Genomic DNA, 19945 nt, shown 5'->3' with positions numbered 1-19945 from the left:
TCACTCACTGACTTCCGCACTGCGATCCCCGAATCGGATCCTGTCACCGGGCCGGGCAAGGACGGGAGTCGAGGGGATCGCATCGTGGATGGATCCATTCGAGGAGATCACGGAGGTTCCGCCCGTGGAGTGCAAGTCGTCGACGAGGACGCCGCCGGGCGCTGGAATGAGCGCCATATGCGTCTTCGACACGGTCCGCCCCGGGTCTTCGATGGGCACGAGAGCGGCGTGCGGGTGCGCCGCGGTGGCAACGGGGTTGCGCCCAATGAGAACCGTCGTCTCAATGAGGATGTCACTGCCGGTGTCGAGCGTGATGCGCAGTCGCGTCGCACGGGTCCCCAGTTGAGTTTTATCGACATCGTCCTCGTCCTCAAGGAGGGGCACAGTGATGACAGGGGGTGCAATGACCGGCGCTGCGTCGCCGCCGGGAGCGACGGTCGGTGAGGGCGCGACGGACGCGGTATCGACGGGGGGCGTAAAGGGGGATGGCGCCACGGTCGACGCGGGAGCCTGGGGGGTGGGATCGTGAACGGGAGCCGGACCCGTGGAAGCAGAGGACACTGCTGAGCCGGAGGTCCAGGGGGTTTCGACGATGTAGTCGGACGATGCGGGTTGCGGTGCGGGAACCGCTACGCGCGTGGGGATGGGGGGAACGATCCCGGGTTCCTCATCCGAGGGGGGTTCTGGCACGAAAGGCAGTGAGGCCGCCGCCGACGCTGTCGCATTCCACGGTTGGACTGAGGGCGGCGGCGCAGGAGCGGGGATGGGCGGCGCAGTCCTGTAGGGATCGCGTCCCTTCTTCGTATCGAGCGGTTGAATATTCAATGTCCGATCGAACCAGGTGCGGTTGCACTCGTCCATGCTCACGAAGCAGATGATGATCGTTCCCAGACCGGCGGTGACGGACCCGATGAGGCTTTGGAGCACCAGCTTCCCCAGACCCGCGCCGCGCGCTGGCAGACCCGTCTCCGCGTTGACCCATCGTACGCCGGTCGCCTTCATGAGGACAGTCGCCCCCTCCTTGAGGAGGAACACGAAATCAGCGATCACCCACGCGACGAAGGCGAGGGTCAAGACGATGAGAATCGCAGTGTATGCGGTGGGCGACATTGAGCCCTGCGCGAGCATCAATGGGAACAAGAACGCGATGAAGAATGCGTAGAGGACACTGATCAACATCTGGATGAGGCGCCACTTGATGCGAAGCCCCATGCCGACCGCTCTCGTCCCGTCTAGCGCGGCGGGCACCGCGGCGTCAGGCTTGAGCGGAACACTCATCGAACTCATGCGTCACTCCTTCGATTCCGCGGGCGTTGCCGCCGAAACGGACTCCTCCACCTTCGGGGCGATCCGTTCTCGTTTCTCGAGGACGGCAGCCAATCGTTCGCGCAGTCGCAGTCGACGAGCTCGCAGTGACCTGGTCGACACTGCAGCGCGTATGCGCCGGTACCAGGGGACGCGCGCCCGAATCGAAGCGATGACGTCGCGGCGCGCACGCCATGCGCTGACGCGCTGCTCCTCCCTGACAGGTCCGTCCGCGAAGACAGCGCCGTCAAGAAGGAAGGCCATCGCCGTAATCGGTGTCGTCTCCTCATCCCAGCGGTGGAATCCAGAATCCACGGTCGACTCCGCGCCCTCGGCATCAAGGGCCCGGTCGATGCGCTGAGCCTGATCCCAACGCGTCGAGTGTACCGGGACACTCACACCGAGGTCCGTCGCATGGTCGACGACTTCATCCCACGCGGCAGCGGTGCGCACATCCATCGTTCCGCGGGTCCGGCGCCGCCGAGTCCGCAGCGCCTTGATGAGTAGGAGCAGCCACAACGGCGACGTCACGAGGACGCCCACGCCGGTCCACGCGAGGACAGCGAGGAGCACTGCCACCCATCCGGGGACCCCCTCCTCATCGTCATCGTCCTTTTCGAGGTTGTCCGGCGGAAGCTCAGCGGGATCCTGCGGGGGATCCGGCGGCTGGAGCACCTGTGGCCTGGGATTCGGTTTCGGCTTGGGCACTTCGGTCTGGGGGATCTGGTCACGCGGTGGCGTCGGATCGAAGGCGACCCATCCCGCCCCTTCGAAGGGGACCTCCACCCACAAGTGCGTGTCTTTACCGGTGAAGGTAATCGGCCCGCTCGTCGAAGTCTCCGGGTAAAAGCCCATGACGACGCGCGAGGGGATTCCCAGGGAACGCAGCATGAGCGCCATGGCGATCGCATACTGGTCGTCGTCGCCGATCCACTGGTCCTCGCTGAGGAACCTCTCAATCCTCGAAGACCGGTGTCCAGGCAACGACAGCTGATCGGTGCCATCGGAGTAGAAGCCCTGGTCGTGCAGCTTCTGCTGGATCGCGCGGACCTGACTGATCCCGGGGGTCGCATCGGCGGCGAGTTCGGAAGCGATTTCCGACACGACACTCGGAACTGCCGTATCCGACGGTACGACGACAGTCATGAAAGCACGGCCCTCGAGTTCCTCGTCGCTCCACTGCCGCTCCACGGTCGTCGTCACCGTGTACTCATCACCTGAGGTGAGTCTGAGCGTCGATAGCGCGGTGCCGAGCAGGTCGGAATAGAACAGGGCATCGGACAGTTCCCTCGATCTGGACGAAGTGTAGTCGAGAGAGCGGATCGCGCCACCGCCGGGCACCCAGTTCCCCGTGTACTTGAGAATCTCGATATTCATCTCATTGGTCGACACCCCTTGCGGAAGGGGTTCATCGGTGAATGCCGTACCGACGTGTCTGAATCCTGCGCCCTTCGCGTCGCCTGCAATCTGGATGACCGTGCCGTCGTAATAGTCGAGGGTCGCGAGCCTCAGCCTGCCGCCTTCCTCCAATCCGTCGACAGTGAGGAGCTCGGTGTCCTTGTCCGTCGTGTTGTACACGCGGAACTGTGAAGCGGGAGAGTGGTATTCGCGCAGGTCAAGCGGCGGTTCCACATAGTCGCGCACCACGGTTCGGTGACCCGAGCCGACGAGGGCGAGCGCGGAGGGGGCGGCGATGAGCGCTGCGACTGCGAGCATGATGATCGCGCCGACCCTGCGGCGCACCGCCGGTCGCGTCCCCGTCCCCTCGAAGTCGACGACCCCACGGGATCCCTCTTTGCGGGATCGCGCCGCGAGCGCCCCGACCCAGGCAAGGGAAAGAAGTCCCGCCCCCAATCCGAGGAGGGGGGCCAAAGGCGCTGACTGGGATCCCCATAGGATGCCGACGAGGAGCAGCAGGGCCACCGGCACCAGCGCCCACATCTGACGCCGTGTCCTCAACGTGATGGTAAGAGCGGCGAAAGATGCGATGAGGGCACTGAGGTAGGGCATGATCGCCGGGCCGACGAAGACGCCGGCGGGCGGCTGAACGGTGAGGAGATCCTTCCACGAGGTGACGACGCCGAAGACGAGCATCTGGAATGTGCGTCCCGTGGGCACGACGTGGAAGAGCGTCGTCGTCGGCAGGGCGAGTGCCCCGCCGAAGAGGACATAGGACACGAGGAGGGCGAGTGCGCTGCCGGTGGCGCGGATGCCCCCGGCAGCGGTGGCGAATGCGACGAGGGCGCCGACTCCGGCGCCGCCGAGCGCCGCGACATAGCCGCCGCTCTCGCCGAAGACGGGGCCGTGCGACAGCGCCGCCATGATGAGCAGCACGACAACGACCGCCGCGTCGAAAAGGCGGGGCCGCAGGTCAACCATCCGAATAGCGGAGGCCGAACGTCCCCCCACAGCGGTACGCTGGGCGCGTGTCAATGGGGAAGATGCGGGCGTCATGCTCATCCGAGTGCCTTCCACATCGCGATGGAGAAGTCGTCGAGGGTGGGAACCGTGATGACGGGCATCCCGCCAAGTGTGCGCAGGTCGAGGGCGCCGTCGGTGTCGATTCGCGCCCCGGTGACGATCATGCCGAGCGGGAGGCGGGCGAGCGCCGCATGCAGGTCACCCATTGATGTGCGAGATCCGGTGATGAGGACCGCCGTGGATGCTTGAGCGGCTTCAACGCCCGCCTTCTGGGCGAGTGTCATGAGCCTCTCCGCTCCCAAGACGAGTTCGACCCCCGACAGGGAATCCATGGCGTGCCGGATCGTGGGGGTCTTGAGCGCCCCCGCCTGAGTGTGGATGGACACCTCTTTCGACTCACCCATGGTGGCACGGGTCAGGGAGGCTGCAGCGGACACCCCGGTCTCGAACTCGTCCTCGTCGGCCCATGCGTCAACATCGAGGTCGAGGACGATAAGGAGGTGGGAGCGCCGGGTCTCCTCGAATTGGCGGACCATGAGTGTGCCGGTGCGGGCTGTGGTGCGCCAGTGGATATTGCGCCGGTCATCGCCGGGCACGTAGTCGCGCAGCGCGTGGAAGGACACGTCCGCCGAGGAGAGATCCTGGGTCGTCGCCCCCTCAATATCGCGGATGAATCCGATGGTGGAGGCCACCATGTGCACGGTTGTGGGGTGGATGAATAGTTCGGTCGCCTCCGACCAGGTTTGGACGCGGCGCACGAGTCCGAGGGAATCGCCGCGCACGGTGGAGGCCGGTCCGACTTCGACGATACCGCGCCTAGTGGTGGCGATGCCGAAGACCTCTTCATGCGACTCTCCGGGCGCGAGGGTGGGACAGATGAAGGAGCTGGCGCCCGCTCCCACGCGCAATTCGACGAGGGCGGCGCCGAGTCGGTGCGACGTCGGGTTGGAGATGGCGAGTTCGCCCAGGGCCCTCTCCCCCACTGTGACGCGGGGGCGCGCAAGTTCCAGGGAGATCACGTGTCCCGCCCTGCCCATCGACCATGCGAGGGCGATGAAGACGAGGACGAGGCACATGAGTCCGACGATGGCGACCTCGGTCCAGGAATTGATGAGCCCTGCGGCTGTTGCGACGATCCCGGTGATGAGCAGACCCCACCCGAGAGGGGTGATCGACGCGAAGACGGCAACAACCGTGCCCAGGACGGGGATCCTCCTCGCCAGTGCGTAGGTCTCCTCCCAGGCGGTCCGGGCCTCGACCCATCGGCGCATGCCGATGAGGCGCGCCCTTGTGAGGACGTTGAGATCGTCGCGGAGGTGCTGTGTATCGGCAACCGAACGGCGTGCCACGGCATCAGCCCTTCGAGGTGGGTGCTGCGACCGTTTCGAGGGCGCGCTCAATGACGCCTTCGCGGGTCGCTCCGCCGAACTCCGCGTCCGGGTCGAGGACGAGGCGGTGCGCCCAGACCCTCACGGCGAGAGTGCGCACGTCGTCGGGGGTGACATAGTTGCGGCCCTGGGCGATCGCCCAGACCCTGGCGGCGCGCATCATTGAGATCGCGCCTCGGGTGGACACTCCGATGCGGACTTCGGGGTCGCGCCGACTCGCCTCACACAGGTCTTGAACGTAGGAGGCGACGGAGCGGTCAACGTAGTTCTGTGCGGCGAGATCCGCCATATCGGCAACGATCTTCGAGGACATGACGGGAGTGAGGGAGCGGGAACGGTCGGGGGTCGCCGATCCGAGAATGATCTCCACGCCCGCGTCGTGTGCTGGGTAGCCGATCTCCGCCTTCATGAGGAAACGGTCGAGCTGAGCTTCGGGCAGGCGGTAGGTGCCGGCCTGTTCGATCGGGTTCTGCGTGGCGATGACCATGAAGGGGCGACCCGTTTCGTGGCGCACGCCGTCGACGGTCACATGGGACTCCTCCATGACTTCGAGGAGAGCCGACTGGGTCTTGGGCGAGGCTCGGTTGATCTCGTCGGCGAGGACGATGGACGCGAAGATGGGGCCCTCGTGGAAGTCCCAGCTCCCGGTCTGCTGGTTGAAGATCGTGACGCCCGTGATGTCGGAGGGCAGCAGGTCGGGGGTGAATTGGATGCGCGAATGGGTGCCGTGGACTGTCGCTGCGATGGCCCTGGCGAGGGCGGTTTTGCCGGTGCCGGGTGCATCCTCGAGGAGCAGGTGTCCTTCGGCGAACATGCAGGTCAGTGCCAGTCGGATAACATCCTCTTTCCCGAGGAGTGCCTTTCCGACATTGTCGACGACCTTCGCGAAGGCGTCGGCGAACCAGTGTGCGTTTTCTTCAGTAACTGTCACGAGTAGTGTCCTTTTCCTTTATTCGAGTCATCCGTACGATTGATGGTGTAATTGTCTTCTAACGGCAAGTGAACCACGGTGGATTGTTCCAGTCCCGTTGATCGGTAGAAATCAAGATACCGGAGAAGCCTCCAGTCCATGAAGGTTCTCCCCTATACCCACCATTGCCATCAACAGTGATAGTCGTGGAAACACCTCTTCCATCCCACGTGCCCGAGCAGGAAACATTGCCATTGGGTGGCCATCCGGACAGGTTGACGCCGACACGGTTTCCGACTTTACCTGCGCCACTGCCAGTGGTGATGGTCGCATTCCCGCCAGCGAAAGTCGAGTAACTTCTCTCGTATCGGGGAGCGACGGCGCTTGCACATCCACCATCGGCGCTTCGCCTACCTGCTTCAACGGTGTCTTGCACGACTGAAATACACAAGGATGCTGATGCACCTTCACCGACATTGAATGCACGGTGCCCGTCAGTGCTCCAGCTGATCGTTTCACTTGTGTTGCCACCGAGAACCAACTGCGCACCCCTTCCGCCAGTACTCCCGCCACTCCAGTAACAGTCGACCCATCCGACACCGCCGGGGCGACAGGTGACGGAGGGGGGCGTCGGTATGCCAAAGGGCAGCACCGGTTCGCTTGTTGTTGCTGGGGATGCTGCGGAGGCACCGGTTTTCACTCCGACGGCGCGAATCTCGATCGTCGCCGCCTGACCGTTCGCCAAACCATTCCCGCTGACGGTGGAACCGTTGAGAGGCGCCCACGAACCCCCTGCCACTCGCCACTCGTAGGCGAGGTCGCTCGACTTCCATCCTTGGCCGGCGGGGCTGGGGCTCCATTGGAGGGTCACCTCGTTGTTGTTGCCGGTTGCGCTGGCCGACGCGGCAGCGGGCGCGAGGGGTTGGCCGACGACCCAGGCTGATGTACTCGCGGCGGGCGAGGTTCTTGATGCCGCTTGGGCACGATCATTCGTCGCCGTCACAGTGAACGTCACTTGATCCGAGGAGAATCCGATGCCCTGCAGCGTTGTACTCGTCGAGGGCGCCGCGACCTCTTTCACGACGCCTCCGGCGCTCACCGTGTAGTACTCGATGGCGCGACCATTGGAGTCGCCCGGCGACCATGACACGTCGACTGTGGCGACCTGGCCGGTGCCGGATCCGAGTCCCCCGTAGTTCGCAGAGACAGTAGCGGGGGCTGCGGGAGCACCGTACGGGATGACCGAGCGTGATGAGGGCGATGATTGCGACCATCCTTTCGAGTTCTTTGCCTTCACCGTCACGATGTACTCGGCTCCATTGTGCAGACCGGTGAAGGTGTGCGAGGTGGAGTTCCCGACTTCCGCCGTTGCCCCCGGTGACAGGGACACCTCGTAGTTGGTGATGGGTGAGCCCTCGTTATGAGGCTCCGTCCACGTCACCGTGATCTCATGATCCCCCGGCGTGGCCGTCGGCGCAGCTGGAGTCTCTGGTTCGATGTCAATATTGACGCTCGCCTGATTGGAGGGGGCGGATTCGCCGACCTCGTTGGTCGCTGTCACTGAGAACGTATGGTTCTGTCCGTTGGTCCTGCCGGTGAAGATGCACTGGGTGTTCACTCCGCAGTCCTTAGAATCGCCCTGGGTGTGGTCGGTGACCGTGTATCCCGTGATGGGCGCGCCATTGGCCGCCCCCGCAGTCCACGACAGGATCGCTGACTGGGAGGTATTGGATTCGGCGGTCATGGCGGTGGGGGCGTCGGGCTTGTCGCGCACGGTCGCGGTGATCGTGCCCTGGACTTCGCGTTCCGTGTCCGCCGTGGCGTCTTGGAGTCGGTAAGTCACCATGAAAGAGCCATTGAACCCAGAGTTCGCACTGATGGTGATCTGTGTGCCCGAGGCCGATGCGGTACCGCCGTCGGTCACACCTGGGGAGGGCAGGACCTGGAGGGGGCCGCGGTCGGCGAAGGGGTTGGTCGCGTATTGCGCGACATCAACGGTCTGCGACTCACCCGCATTCAACGTGATCTCCGCCGCAGTGGTCTGAATCAAAGGCCTCGACGAAGCGACCACTGTGACAGGCACGCTTCCCATCACGGTGTTGCCTTGTTGATCGACCACCTCAATGTCGATCGTTCCTGCAGGGCCCCTGGCAGCATCAGCACCCGCAGACACCGACAAAGACGACCCCGACACCGACGCCGACACACCCACAAGACCATCCGACACAATCCGATACGTCATCGACAACGGATCATCACCATCAGGATCACTCACCCACGACGCCACATCCGACACCACAGCATCCTCACCCGGAGCAACCTCAACAGCAGTCGGAGTAAACACAGGCGGACGATTCGCCGCACCCTCCACCTCAATAGGCAACGACAACGTCGCCACCGCACCACTCGAATCATTCAAATCAGCACCATCAGTCACCTCAACAGTCACCGACGTCAACCCCGAAAAATCCTGCGACGCAGTAAACGACAACGTCCGAGAATCCTTCACCAAAGGCGAACCATCCCACCCCAGGCCAGCACTCACCTTCGACTCACTCGTCAACATCACCGAACGACCCTCACGAGCAACGACATAATCACCCAAGGCAATATCCCTCGCCTCACCAGCCCTCGCCCGAATCGGCAAATTCAGCGTATTCAACATCGGCCGCGTCACCTCAGTACCAGGAACACGCACCACCGCAGACGCCGACAACCCATCACGATCCGTCACCGTATACACAACCATCCGCGCCTTGGCACCAGCCTCAACACTCACACCACCCGCAACAACACTCACACCCGGATCATCACTCGACAACACCGCATCCTCAATATCACCATCCGGATCCTCATCATTACTCAACACATCAACCACAACCACACCCGACGAAGCCTGCACCTGCTCCAACGTCACCTCATCATCACGAGCAATCGGAGCAAGAAGAGGAGCATTCGACGTCACAACAACCGTCAACACACCCTCAGCAAAACCACCAACACCATCCTCAACCCCATACGACACAACATGAGTCCCCTCCTCCTGCGGAGCAATAACCACAACCCGACCATTGCGGGCGGTCACTTCGAGGCCCGTTGTCGTGCTCGTGAGAGAATCGGGGTCAAGGGAGAGAGAGTCCCCGTCAGGGTCGATGTCATTGGCGAGGACCGCGACGGATACTTTGGTGCCCGGTTTGACGCGCACGAGGTCGGCTACCGCCACTGGGTTCTGGTTAAGGTCCGCCCTGGGTGCGATGCCCACGCGGATGCGGCCGACGGCCTGCTTGCCCAGAGAATCCTCAACGATGTACGTGAAGGAATCCGTGCCCTTGGCATCCCGCCCCGGTTCATAGCGGAATGTCGCTCCTTCTTGAGTGGCTGTGCCGAGTTTGGGGGCAGAGCCCAATCCGACGAGCATCGTCGAATCACCCTCGGCATCAATCCCATCAAGGGGAATCGCCAACGTCACGGGCCGCCCAGCAACGGTACGCGCCGTGACTTCTTTGGGCCGAGGAGCAGTATTCGCATCCTCATCCATCCCCACAACAGTCAGATTGACAACCGCAGAAGCAACATTGCCCATCGTGTCCGACACCGTATACACAATGCGACCCGAACCAGCACGCTCACCACCACGCACCCGAATCACATTATTCGAAATGAACACAGTCCCCAGATCAGACGGAATCTCATGCTGAAGATCATTCGACACCGTCAACTTCAAACCACCCGGCGAACGATCATTATCCAACACCGCAACCGACGCGACATCCCCCGTACGCACGACAAGAGAGTCATCCGTCAACTCGGGGGGTAGTGATTCAGACGATGCCGATCGGGGCAGAATCGTCACCATTCCACTCGCTGTCATCACCCCATTGGACACGGTGTACCCGAAGGTGGCCGAAGAGCCATTGAGTCCCCTGGGCGATGTCACGCGGACCAATTGATGGTTGACGAGGGCCACTGACAGCGGCGAATTCGCGGGAACATCAATTCGTTGGACGGTGAGTACTCCGCCCGTCGGGTCGGAGTCATTGGCGAGCAGATCCACAAGGACCTCTCCCCCATCTGCGAGGACACCGATATCGTCCTCCACGGACGGCGGTAGGTCTTCATCTGCGGCGACGACGTCGATGCGGATCACTCCGGTTCCCGTAAGCGGACCATCGGTAATGACATAGGACAGGTAATAGGTACCGACCGTGATGCCGTCGATGGTGACGGTGCCGGTGGTGCCGTCCATGACCGCATTGATCCCGACGGGTGCCTGGTCGATCTGCACAAGGCGCAAAGTATCGCCATTCGCATCCGTATCATTACCCATCGGGGAGATCGTCGCCGAGGCTCCTTCACGGACGACAAGGTGATCGGCATTCGCGACGGGGGCCTCGTTCCCCGAGTCGATGACCGTCACATCAATGACGCCCTCACCCTCATCGCGACCATCAGACACACGCAGATTCACAGTATCCTTACCAACACCATGACCCGCCTCAGTGATATCGACGGTGCCATTCTCATTGGAGCGGACTGACAGGCCTGTGGGGGCGGTAGCACTCGCCAGGTAGAAGGGGTCACCATCCGGGTCGATCCAATTAGCGAGGGCGTTCACCGTCGCCCGACGCCCCGACGCAAGGGAGACGGAGGGAACGACCATCTGCTCAGGAGGACTATTGATCTCATCACCGTGAACGGAGACCGTGACCCGGGCCCGTGCGGCCCCTCCTCTGCCGTCGGATACTTCGTATTCGAAGGTGCTGGTTCCTGTTGAGCCTTCTGGGACGCTGATTTGCAGCGCCGCGCCTTCTCGGGCAACACTCACCTCACCGATAGAGGGCTGCGACACCGCGCTCGCCGTCATGAAATCACCATCGGCATCCGAGTCGTTCATGAGGACGGGCAGGATCGTCGTGCGTCCCGCACGCACACCAAACTCATCGTCGACGGCGACCGGCGGTGTGTTCTCCTGCGTGCGATCCGGGAGCATCGATTCGCTGGTCTCTTCGACGGATTCCTCTTCGGATTCCTGCTCGGATTCGAGCTTGGATTCGATCTGATCCCAATTGTCGACAAGGATCATGTCAGAATCAGGCAGCCACAGTCCATCCTTCTCAATGTCGTTGAGAACAATGACATCCCTATTCGTCCGGAAGACAGTCTTCTCTGCGGAAACAAGTGAGTCGACGACCATCTCCCGATCGTCCTCTTGCGATGGGCAGTCCCGCACGAACGCACCCGTCACCGACCACGCGCCATAGGAGCAGCCGGAGTGGTTGACGGGGCGCGTCGGGACTCCCCCGGTTGCGGGGGCCGTGATCTCCTCGATGTCTCCGTCTTTGAGAGGCACTTTGAGCAGTGCGTCGGCAGATGCGAGCAGGACGTAGTCGGATTTGGGGCCGGACTCTTGCAGGACGATACTGTCTCCCTCAACCGATTGGACGCCGCCGGGCAGGTACAGTGCCGACGCCGACGCATCCCACACCACTGCTTGGGACCCCACCGCCGCAATCGACAACTCTGCGCCGGAAGCGACACCGGTCAGCTCCCGGTCAGAAGAGCGTCTTAGGGAGCCCTGAGGCGTGGAGGACACAACCTTCATCGCCTCCGCTGAGGCGACATGGACGCCGCCCGCCATATCAACAGTCGTGACCGCGCCCGGCATATCCGAGATCGTGGGCTCAGTGTCATCAGGATTGAAGGACGTCATCTGCGAGGTCGGCTGAACCCACACTCGACCGCTCGTCGCGTCCGTGATCGCCACGGTGCCACCACCGACACTCGTCGACATGCCCGAATACTCGACGGGTGTCATCAAAGCGGAAGCTGCGACATCCACCTGGGTGAGCGTCCCGGATACACCATCGGAGACTTGGACGCTCTCGCCCTCTTGGAAGACGTCGAATACTGCGGAAGCAGCATGAAAACCGGAGTCCATGAGGCGCGCGGGCACATTGACATGAGCGACGAGGCCGCGAGACGCATTCGTCACCCACACCCCACCGTCATTCATGTCGACTTGCTCGACCTCGACACCAGGAGAGAGGATCGCCAAAACGAGAGCGCATACTCCAAGACCCGTCGTCACCGCAGTCAGAAGTCGACGCTTGATGTCACGCGCCTGCACAATCACAACCTCCATTGTCGCTCGATGCCGAACGGACACTCCCCGACAGACGAGAAGACACTCTCATCACCTCGGGGCGCAGCCGTAATCCTCCACGGCGCAGCGGACTCGTCGTCACGCTCACAGGCCCACCCATTGCAGTGAGGCCCAGCCGGATACGTTCACGATATTGACGTGGAAGTTCGCGTTCGGTCTGAGGCTGGGATCCAGTTCGTTCCCGTGACAGGTGAAGTTCAACGTTCCATTCTTGGGAATTGTCACGTAGCTGCTCGCCCCGAGATAGTTGCCCGGCTTGTTGGCCTTGTTGTCGGGCCAGATGATACCTCCGGGTCCGGCGTTCCAGCAGCGCAGCTCAACTGTCGCCCCCGCGTGGGGGGAGTTGACGAAGTTGAGGGTGCCGCTGAGGCCGGACATTGTCAGGGTCGTGCTCGGCGGACGCTCTTGCGCTGTGGCCGAGTCGCAGCTCTGCGCCGTCTTTCCACTCTCTTGCTGGGTGACGGTCACGCACAGCTGGTGCGTCGCCCCGCCGGAGACTTCGAAGTCGCGTGAGCCCGAAGCCCCGACCTCTCCGCTCGCACCGGCGCTGAGGGTGTAGGTCGCATCGCGACCGTTGCCGCTGCCACCGGACCAGGAGCACGACACCTTTTCGACTCCTCCCGAGCACGACATGGTCGGTACGGTGGGCGGACCGTAGGGGGTGACGGAGTTCGCTCCAACGGTCGGCGACGATGTCCCATTGCCGTCGATCTTCGTTCCGACGGCGCGGATTTCAATATTCGCCGCTTGACCGTTCGTCAATCCGTTGCCGGTAAGGGTCGTGCCGGACAGTCGCTCCCATCCGCCCCCATTGACCCTCCACTGGTAGGTGAAGTCGCTCGGGTTCCATCCCTGGCCGGCGGGGCTGGGACTCCACTGAAGGCTCACCTCGTTGTCATTGCCGGTCGCGCTGGCCGACACAGCGGCGGGCGCGAGGGGTTGACCGACGACCCACAGCGAGGTGTGGGAGACGGGTGACGTATGGCTGTCCGCCTTGCTCGAGTCGTTGACGGCAGCGACAGTGACCCCGACCCTGTCGTTCGAGAAGCCGATGCCCTCCATTGACGTGGAGGTCTGGGTGCCATTGACTCGTTTGGGAGTGCCGCCCGCGACGGACACGAGGTAGTACTCCACCGCTCGCCCATTGGGTGCAGAAGCCCCCCATGACACGTCGATCGTAGCGGATGAACCGGTGCCGGATCCGAGGTTGGCGTAAGACGCGGATACTGAAGAGGGGGCGCCGGGGGCGCCGTAGGGGACCACCGATCGTGAGGGGGCCGATGACTGCGACCACCCCTTCGAGTTCATCGCCCTGACCGTCACGACGTACTCTGCACCATTGCGCAGACCGGTGAAGGTGTACGAAGTGGCGTTCCCGACTTCCACCGTTCCTCCCGGAGACAGGGACACCTCATAGTTGGTGATCGGCGAGCCCTCATTGTGGGGCGCCGTCCACGTGACCGTGATCTGCTGATCCTCCGGCGTGGCGGTCGGCGCAGCGGGAGTCTCCGGCTCAATATCGATATTGACCACCGCCTGCGCTGATGGCTGGGACTCACCGACCTCATTGGTCGCCGTCACTGAGAAGGCATGGTCGATGCCGTTCCTGCGCCCATCGAAGAGGCATGTCGTGACAAGGCCACAGGACTTTGAGTCTCCCTGGGTATGGTCCGTGACGGTGAATCCCGTGATGGGTGCGCCATTGGCTGAACCCGCCGTCCAGGAAATGAGCGCGGACCCTGCACTATTCGACACCGCTTGTACAGCGCTCGGAGGTTCGGGTTTGTCGCGCACCGTCGCGGTGATCGTGCCCTGAACTTCGCGTTCCGTGTCCGCCGTGGCGTCTTGGAGGCGGTAGGTCACCGTGAAGGAGCCAGTGAACCCGGCGTTCGCACTGACGGTGATCTGGGTACCCGAAACCGAAGCGGTACCGCCATCGGTCACACCCGGTGAAGGCAGGACTCGAAGGGGGCCGCGATCCGCGAAGGGGTTGGTCGCGTATTGTGCGACATCGACCGTTTGTGACTCACCCGCATTCAACGTGACCTGTGCCGGGGTTGTCTGAATAAGCGGCCTCGACGAGGCGACCACTGTGACAGGGACTGTTCCCGTCACGCTATGACCGTTGTGATCAACAACTTCAATGCCGATCGACCCCGCCTGCCCCTTAGCCGTATCGGATCCTGCCGAGACCGACAGGGTCGTGCCCGAAATCGACGCGGAGAGCCCGTCGGGGATGGGTGTCGTGATCCTGTAGGTCATCGATGTGGGATCATCGCCATCGGGGTCCGAGATCCATGACGCCAGGTCAGAGGCGACAGCCCCTTCGCCGGGAGCGACCTCAATAGCAGTGGGGGTGAATACAGGGGGACGATTGTTCGCGCCCTCGACTTCGATGGGCAGTGACACGGTCGCCACTGCACCGCTCGAGTCATTGAGGTCGGCACCATCACTCACCTCGACTGTGATCGACGTCGACCCCGAGAAGTCCTGCGACGCGGTGAACGACAAAGTCCGAGAATCCTTCACCAAAGGTGAACCATCCCACCCCAGGCCCGCACTGACCTTCGACTCACTCGTCAGCATGACCGAACGGCCCTCACGCGCAATGATGTAATCGCCCAAGGCGATATCCTTCGCCTCACCGGCCTTGGCCCGAATCGGCAGATTCTGCGTATTCAGAATCGGCCGCGTCACCTCAGTACCGGGAACACGCACGACAGCTGAGGCCGACAACCCATCACGATCCGTCACCGTGTAGACGACCATGCGCGCCTGTGGTTTCGTCGCGATGACCAGAGCATCCGCCGCAACGCTTACGCCGTCGTCATTGTTGGTCAGGGTCACATCCTCAATGTCCCCATCCGGATCCTCATCGTTGGTGAGAACATCGACTGTTACCGCGCCTGAGGAGGCCTGCACCTGGTTGAGCGTCACCTCGTCATCGCGGGCGATCGGCGCAAGAAGCGGCGCGTTCTCGGTGACGACGACTGTGCATACGCCCTCGGCAAAACCTCCCGCGCCGTCCTCAACGCGGTAGGAGACGACGTGCGTGCCTTCATCGTGCGGAGCCATGATGACAACGCGACTATTACGAGCCGACACGTCAAGTCCTGTCGTCGTACTGGTCAACGACCCCGCATCAAGAGTCAACGGATCCCCATCAGGATCAATGTCATTGGCGAGGACCGCGACGGATACTTTGGTACCCGGTTTGACGCGCACGAGGTCGGGCATGGCGATTGGATTCTGGTTAAGGGCGGCACGAGGGGCGATGCCGACTCGGATACGACCCACGGCCTGCTTGCCCAGAGAATCCTCGACGATGTATGTGAAAGAATCCGTCCCCGTCGAATCGATGCCCGGCTCGTATTCGAAAGTCGAGCCGACCTGAGTCGCCGTGCCGAGTCTGGGCGCCGATCCCAGTCCGACGAGCGTGGTCGAGTCGCCCTCGGCATCAATCCCATCAAGAGGAATCGTCAACGTCACCGGCCGCCCAGCAACGGTACGCGCCGTGACTTCTTTGGGCCGTGGCGCGGTGTTCGTCGTCTCATCCATCCCCACAACAGTCAGATTGACAACCGCAGAAGCAACATTGCCCATCGTGTCCGACACCGTATACACAATGCGACCCGAACCAGCACGCTCACCACCACGCACCCGAATCACATTATTCGAAATGAACACAGTCCCCAGATCAGACGGAATCTCATGCTGAAGATCATTCGACACCGTCAACTTCAAACCACCCGGCGAACGATCATTATCCAACACCGCAACCGACGCGACATCCCCCGTACGCACGACAAGAGAGTCATCCGTCAACTCAGGGGGCTCAGAACCCGCCTGCGCTTGCTTCGGCAGGATCGTCACCGTTCCCTTCGCAGTCGCCGCCCCATTAGACACGGCATAGGTGAACGTCGCCGGGGCCGCCAACCCACGAGGAGCCGTCACACGCGCCAGATGATGATCCACCAGTGCGACCACGAGGGAAGATCCTGAGGGGACATCAACCTGTTGAACGGTGAGTACTCCACCCGTCGGGTCGGAGTCATTCGCGAGCAGGTCGACGAGAGCCTCTCCCCCATCAGCGAGGACACCCATATCGTCCTCAACGGACGGCGGCAGCTCAACATCCGCAGCGACGACATCAACGCGGATCACTCCCGTCCCCGTCAACGGACCATCGGTAATGACATACGAGAGGTAATAGGTACCGACACTAACGCCTTCGACGGTGACAATCCCCGTCGTTCCATCCATCACCGCAGTGATCCCCGCAGGCGCCTGATCGATCTGCACCAAGCGCAGAGTGTCGCCATTCGCATCCGTGTCATTACCCATCGGGGAAATCGTCGCCGACGACCCCTCGCGAACCACCAAATGATCAGCATTCGCAACAGGGGCCTCATTCCCCGAGTCAATGACCGTCACATTGATGATGCCCTCTCCCTCCTCGCGCCCATCAGACACGCGCAAATTCACAGCATCCTTACCAACACCATGACCCGCCTCCGTGATATCAACAGTCCCATTCTCATGAGAACGAACCGACAACCCCGTAGGAGCAGTGGCGCTCGCCAAATAGAAAGGATCACCATCAGGATCAATCCAATTGGCAAGAGCATTCACCGTCGCCCGGCGCCCCGACGCGAGAGAGACCGAAGGAACAACCATCTGCTCAGGCGGACCATTGATCTCATCACCGTGAACAGACACCGTGACCCGAGCCCGTGCTGTTCCGCCACGCCCGTCGGATACTTCGTAGTCGAAGGTGCTCGCGCCGGTCGCCTCCGCCGGTACCGCAATCTGCAATGCCGCGCCTTCTCGGGCGACACTCACCTCCCCGATGGAAGGCTGCGACACGACACTGGCCGTCATGAAGTCACCATCAGCATCTGAATCATTCATCAACACCGGCAACATCGTTGTACGCCCCGCCCGCACACCGAACTCATCGTCAACGGCGACTGGCGGAGTGTTCTCCTGCGTACGATCCGGGAGCATCGATTCACTGGTCTCCTCGACAGACTCCTCCTCCGACTCCTGCTCAGACTCAAGCTTCGACTCGATCTGATCCCAGTTGTCGACGAGGATCATGTCAGAATCAGGCAGCCACAAGCCATCCTTCTCAATGTCATTAAGGACAATGACATCCCGATTCGTCCGAAAGACCGTCTTCTCCGCAGATACGAGCGACTCAACGACCATTTCCCTGTCGTCGGAATCCGACGGGCAATCCCTCACAAACGCACCCGTCACCGACCACGCGCCATAAGAACAAGTTTGATGTGTAACGGGACGCGACGGAACACCCCCACTAGCAGGAGCAGGAACCTCCTCGACGGCTCCCCCCTTCAAGGGAACCTTGAGAAGACCATCCGCTGATGCCAAAAGCACATGATCAGACTGAGGGCCCGACTCCTGCAAGACCACGCTGCCAGCGTCGATCGGACGAACCTGCCCACCCGGCAGATGCAACTGCGACGTATCCGCATCCCAAACAACCGCAGTAGTCCCGACCGCCGCGATCTGGAGCCTATCGCCAGCACTCACACCGACGAGCCGTCCCTCGCTCGTATTCGCCAACGATCCACGCGGCACAGAAGACACAACCCTCATCGCCTCCGCCGATACGGCATGAACCCCGCCCGTCACATCAACAGTAGCGACCGCGCCCGGCATACCCGAGATCGTCGGCTCAACCTCGTCGGTGTTGAACGACTCCATCTGCGAGGTCGGCTGCACCCACACCCGACCACCCTTAGTATCCGTGATCGCCACCGTGCCACCACCGACACTCGTCGACATACCCGAATACTCCACCGGCGTCATCAAAGCGGACACCGCAACATCCACCGGAGTAAGCGTCCCCACCTCCTTATCCAGAACCTGGACACTCTCCCCCTCTTGATACACATCGAACACCGTAGAAGCCGCATGAAAACCCGAATCCAAGAGACGCGCAGGCACATTGACATGAGCAACAAGACCACGAGACGCATTCGTCACCCACACCCCACCATCATTCATATCAACCTGCTCCACCTCGACCCCGGGAGACAGAACCGCGAGGATCAGCGCACCGATACTGAGCACACCAGCGATGCCCGTCAGGGCATGACGACCTGCGATACGACGGGGCATGTAAAAACCTCCATAGGAGATGAGTATGTTGATGGGGAGTCCCTGTGGAGATTCTGCCGAGTCCTCAGGGCAACGTTATTCAATAGTTGATAATCAGTGTGCTACATGGTGCCATCGCATGTCGATCAGGAATGCGTCACACCGTATTCACTATTGGCCGCGTTCCTCGGCGCACCCGCGATAGTGGCACAATGTCCTCAGTGTTGTCCGCATCACCTTGCGGCAGACTGCCCCGCCCCCGGCACTTGTGCCCACACGATAGGAAGGTCCAGTGAGCCAAACAGCGCACCATTCGGATGGCGATCAGCAGGGAAACCGACTCGACCCGTGGTTCCACGCCTATGCGGGTCGAGCCCATAACCTGCGGGCCTCCGAAATCCGCGCGCTGTTCTCCGTCGTCTCACGCCCCGAGGTCGTCTCCCTCGCAGGCGGAATGCCGAACCTCAAGGACCTTCCCCTCGATCGGCTCGCGGAATCCGCCAAGCGCCTCATCACCACTCATGGCGCTCAGGCCATGCAATACGGGTCCGGCCAAGGCTGGGAGGTGCTGCGCGAACGCATCACAGAAGTAATGAGTTATGACGGTATCATCGGCGCCGACCCCGATGACATTGTCGTGACAACGGGCTCGCAGCAGGCCCTCGACCTCGTCACCGAGTTGTTCATCGATCCCGGCGACGTCATTCTCGGCGAGGCCCCCTCATATGTCGGCGCACTCGGAGTGTTCCGCGCCCGCCAAGCGGATGTCGTCCATGTGCCCATGGATGACAATGGCATCATCCCGGAGGCGCTCGAACAGGTGATCCGCGATGTGCGGGCGTCGGGCCGCGTCATCAAGATGCTGTATACGATCCCGAATTATCACAATCCGATGGGCGTCACCCTTTCACTCGAGCGCCGCCCCATTGTTGCTGAGATCTGCATGCGCGAACGGGTCCTCATTTTGGAGGACAATCCCTATGGCCTGCTCGGCTTCCATTCCGATCCGATGCCCGCGCTCAAGTCCTTCTCCCCGGAGGGCGTCGTCTACCTCGGATCGTTCTCGAAGATGTTCGCGCCTGGTTTCCGCATCGGCTGGGCCTATGCGCCGCATGCGATCCGTGACAAGCTCGTCCTCGCCTCCGAGTCTGCGATCCTTTCCCCCTCAATGGTCGGTCAGATGGCGATCGCCGACTATCTGTCGAGCTATGACTGGTATTCGCAGGTGAAGTCTTTCAGGGCGATGTACGCCGAGCGCTGCCGGGCGATGATGGGCGCCCTCGAAGAGTTCATGCCCGACTGCTCGTGGACTCACCCCGATGGGGGCTTCTACACGTGGGTGACTCTTCCCGAGGGACTGGATGCGAAGTCAATGCTTCCGCGTGCGGTGCGCGCCCGGGTCGCTTACGTGTCCGGAACCGCGTTCTATTACGACGGTCAGGGCGCCGATCATATGCGCCTGTCGTTCTGCTATCCGACTCCGGATGACATTCGCGAGGGGGTCAGGCGCCTGTCCACGGTGGTCAATGCGGAGAAGGAGCTTGTCGACATGTTCGGAGCCGGGTTCCACCGCGTCAACATCAACGAGGTCGGTCCTGGTGTCGCCCCCGCACCAAATACGCTCTGATCTGC

Annotated in this window: 7 protein-coding genes; 1 reads left to right on the top strand and 6 read right to left on the bottom strand. The window is 62.1% G+C overall.

Annotated elements, in window-relative coordinates:
- The 6 genes from BQ7471_RS08890 to BQ7471_RS08865 all read right to left on the bottom strand — a co-directional run bounded on the left by BQ7471_RS08890 (window position 1) and on the right by BQ7471_RS08865 (window position 18334).
- Window positions 1–1287 (bottom strand): RDD family protein, encoded by a 1287-nt coding sequence (locus BQ7471_RS08890; protein WP_076465656.1) that lies wholly within the window; start codon window positions 1285–1287, stop codon window positions 1–3.
- 3 nt (window positions 1288–1290) lie between these two features.
- On the bottom strand, window positions 1291–3684 hold the full coding sequence (locus tag BQ7471_RS08885; RefSeq protein WP_076465654.1) for a transglutaminase TgpA family protein: 2394 nt from the start codon (window positions 3682–3684) through the stop codon (window positions 1291–1293).
- 77 nt (window positions 3685–3761) lie between these two features.
- Window positions 3762–5075 (bottom strand): DUF58 domain-containing protein, encoded by a 1314-nt coding sequence (locus BQ7471_RS08880; RefSeq protein WP_083663339.1) that lies wholly within the window; start codon window positions 5073–5075, stop codon window positions 3762–3764.
- Window positions 5076–5079: 4 nt separating this feature from the next.
- Window positions 5080–6045 (bottom strand): AAA family ATPase, encoded by a 966-nt coding sequence (locus BQ7471_RS08875; RefSeq protein WP_076465653.1) that lies wholly within the window; start codon window positions 6043–6045, stop codon window positions 5080–5082.
- Between the two features lie 58 nt (window positions 6046–6103).
- Complete coding sequence (locus BQ7471_RS08870) at window positions 6104–12166, bottom strand: Ig-like domain-containing protein (RefSeq protein ID WP_076465651.1); 6063 nt, start codon at window positions 12164–12166, stop codon at window positions 6104–6106.
- A 105-nt stretch (window positions 12167–12271) separates the two neighbouring features.
- Window positions 12272–18334 (bottom strand): Ig-like domain-containing protein, encoded by a 6063-nt coding sequence (locus BQ7471_RS08865; protein WP_083663338.1) that lies wholly within the window; start codon window positions 18332–18334, stop codon window positions 12272–12274.
- Window positions 18335–18605: 271 nt separating this feature from the next.
- Here BQ7471_RS08865 and BQ7471_RS08855 point away from each other — a divergent pair, with 271 nt between their 5' ends.
- Window positions 18606–19940, top strand: coding sequence for an aminotransferase-like domain-containing protein (locus tag BQ7471_RS08855; protein ID WP_076465646.1), 1335 nt, complete (start codon window positions 18606–18608; stop codon window positions 19938–19940).
- The last annotated feature ends 5 nt before the right edge of the window (window positions 19941–19945 follow it).

Source organism: Actinomyces mediterranea (genome assembly GCF_900155595.1).
Classification (GTDB): Bacteria; Actinomycetota; Actinomycetes; order Actinomycetales; family Actinomycetaceae; genus Pauljensenia; species Pauljensenia mediterranea.
This window is presented reverse-complemented; position numbering and strand designations above follow the sequence as displayed.

Excerpts from the sequence above, each read along its gene's own strand:
- BQ7471_RS08890 (WP_076465656.1), bottom strand. The coding sequence starts at position 1,287 with ATGAGTTCGATGAGTGTTCCGCTCAAGCCTGACGCCGCGGTGCCCGCC.
- BQ7471_RS08885 (WP_076465654.1), bottom strand. The coding sequence starts at position 3,684 with ATGGTTGACCTGCGGCCCCGCCTTTTCGACGCGGCGGTCGTTGTCGTG.
- BQ7471_RS08870 (WP_076465651.1), bottom strand. The coding sequence starts at position 12,166 with ATGGAGGTTGTGATTGTGCAGGCGCGTGACATCAAGCGTCGACTTCTG.
- BQ7471_RS08865 (WP_083663338.1), bottom strand. The coding sequence starts at position 18,334 with ATGCCCCGTCGTATCGCAGGTCGTCATGCCCTGACGGGCATCGCTGGT.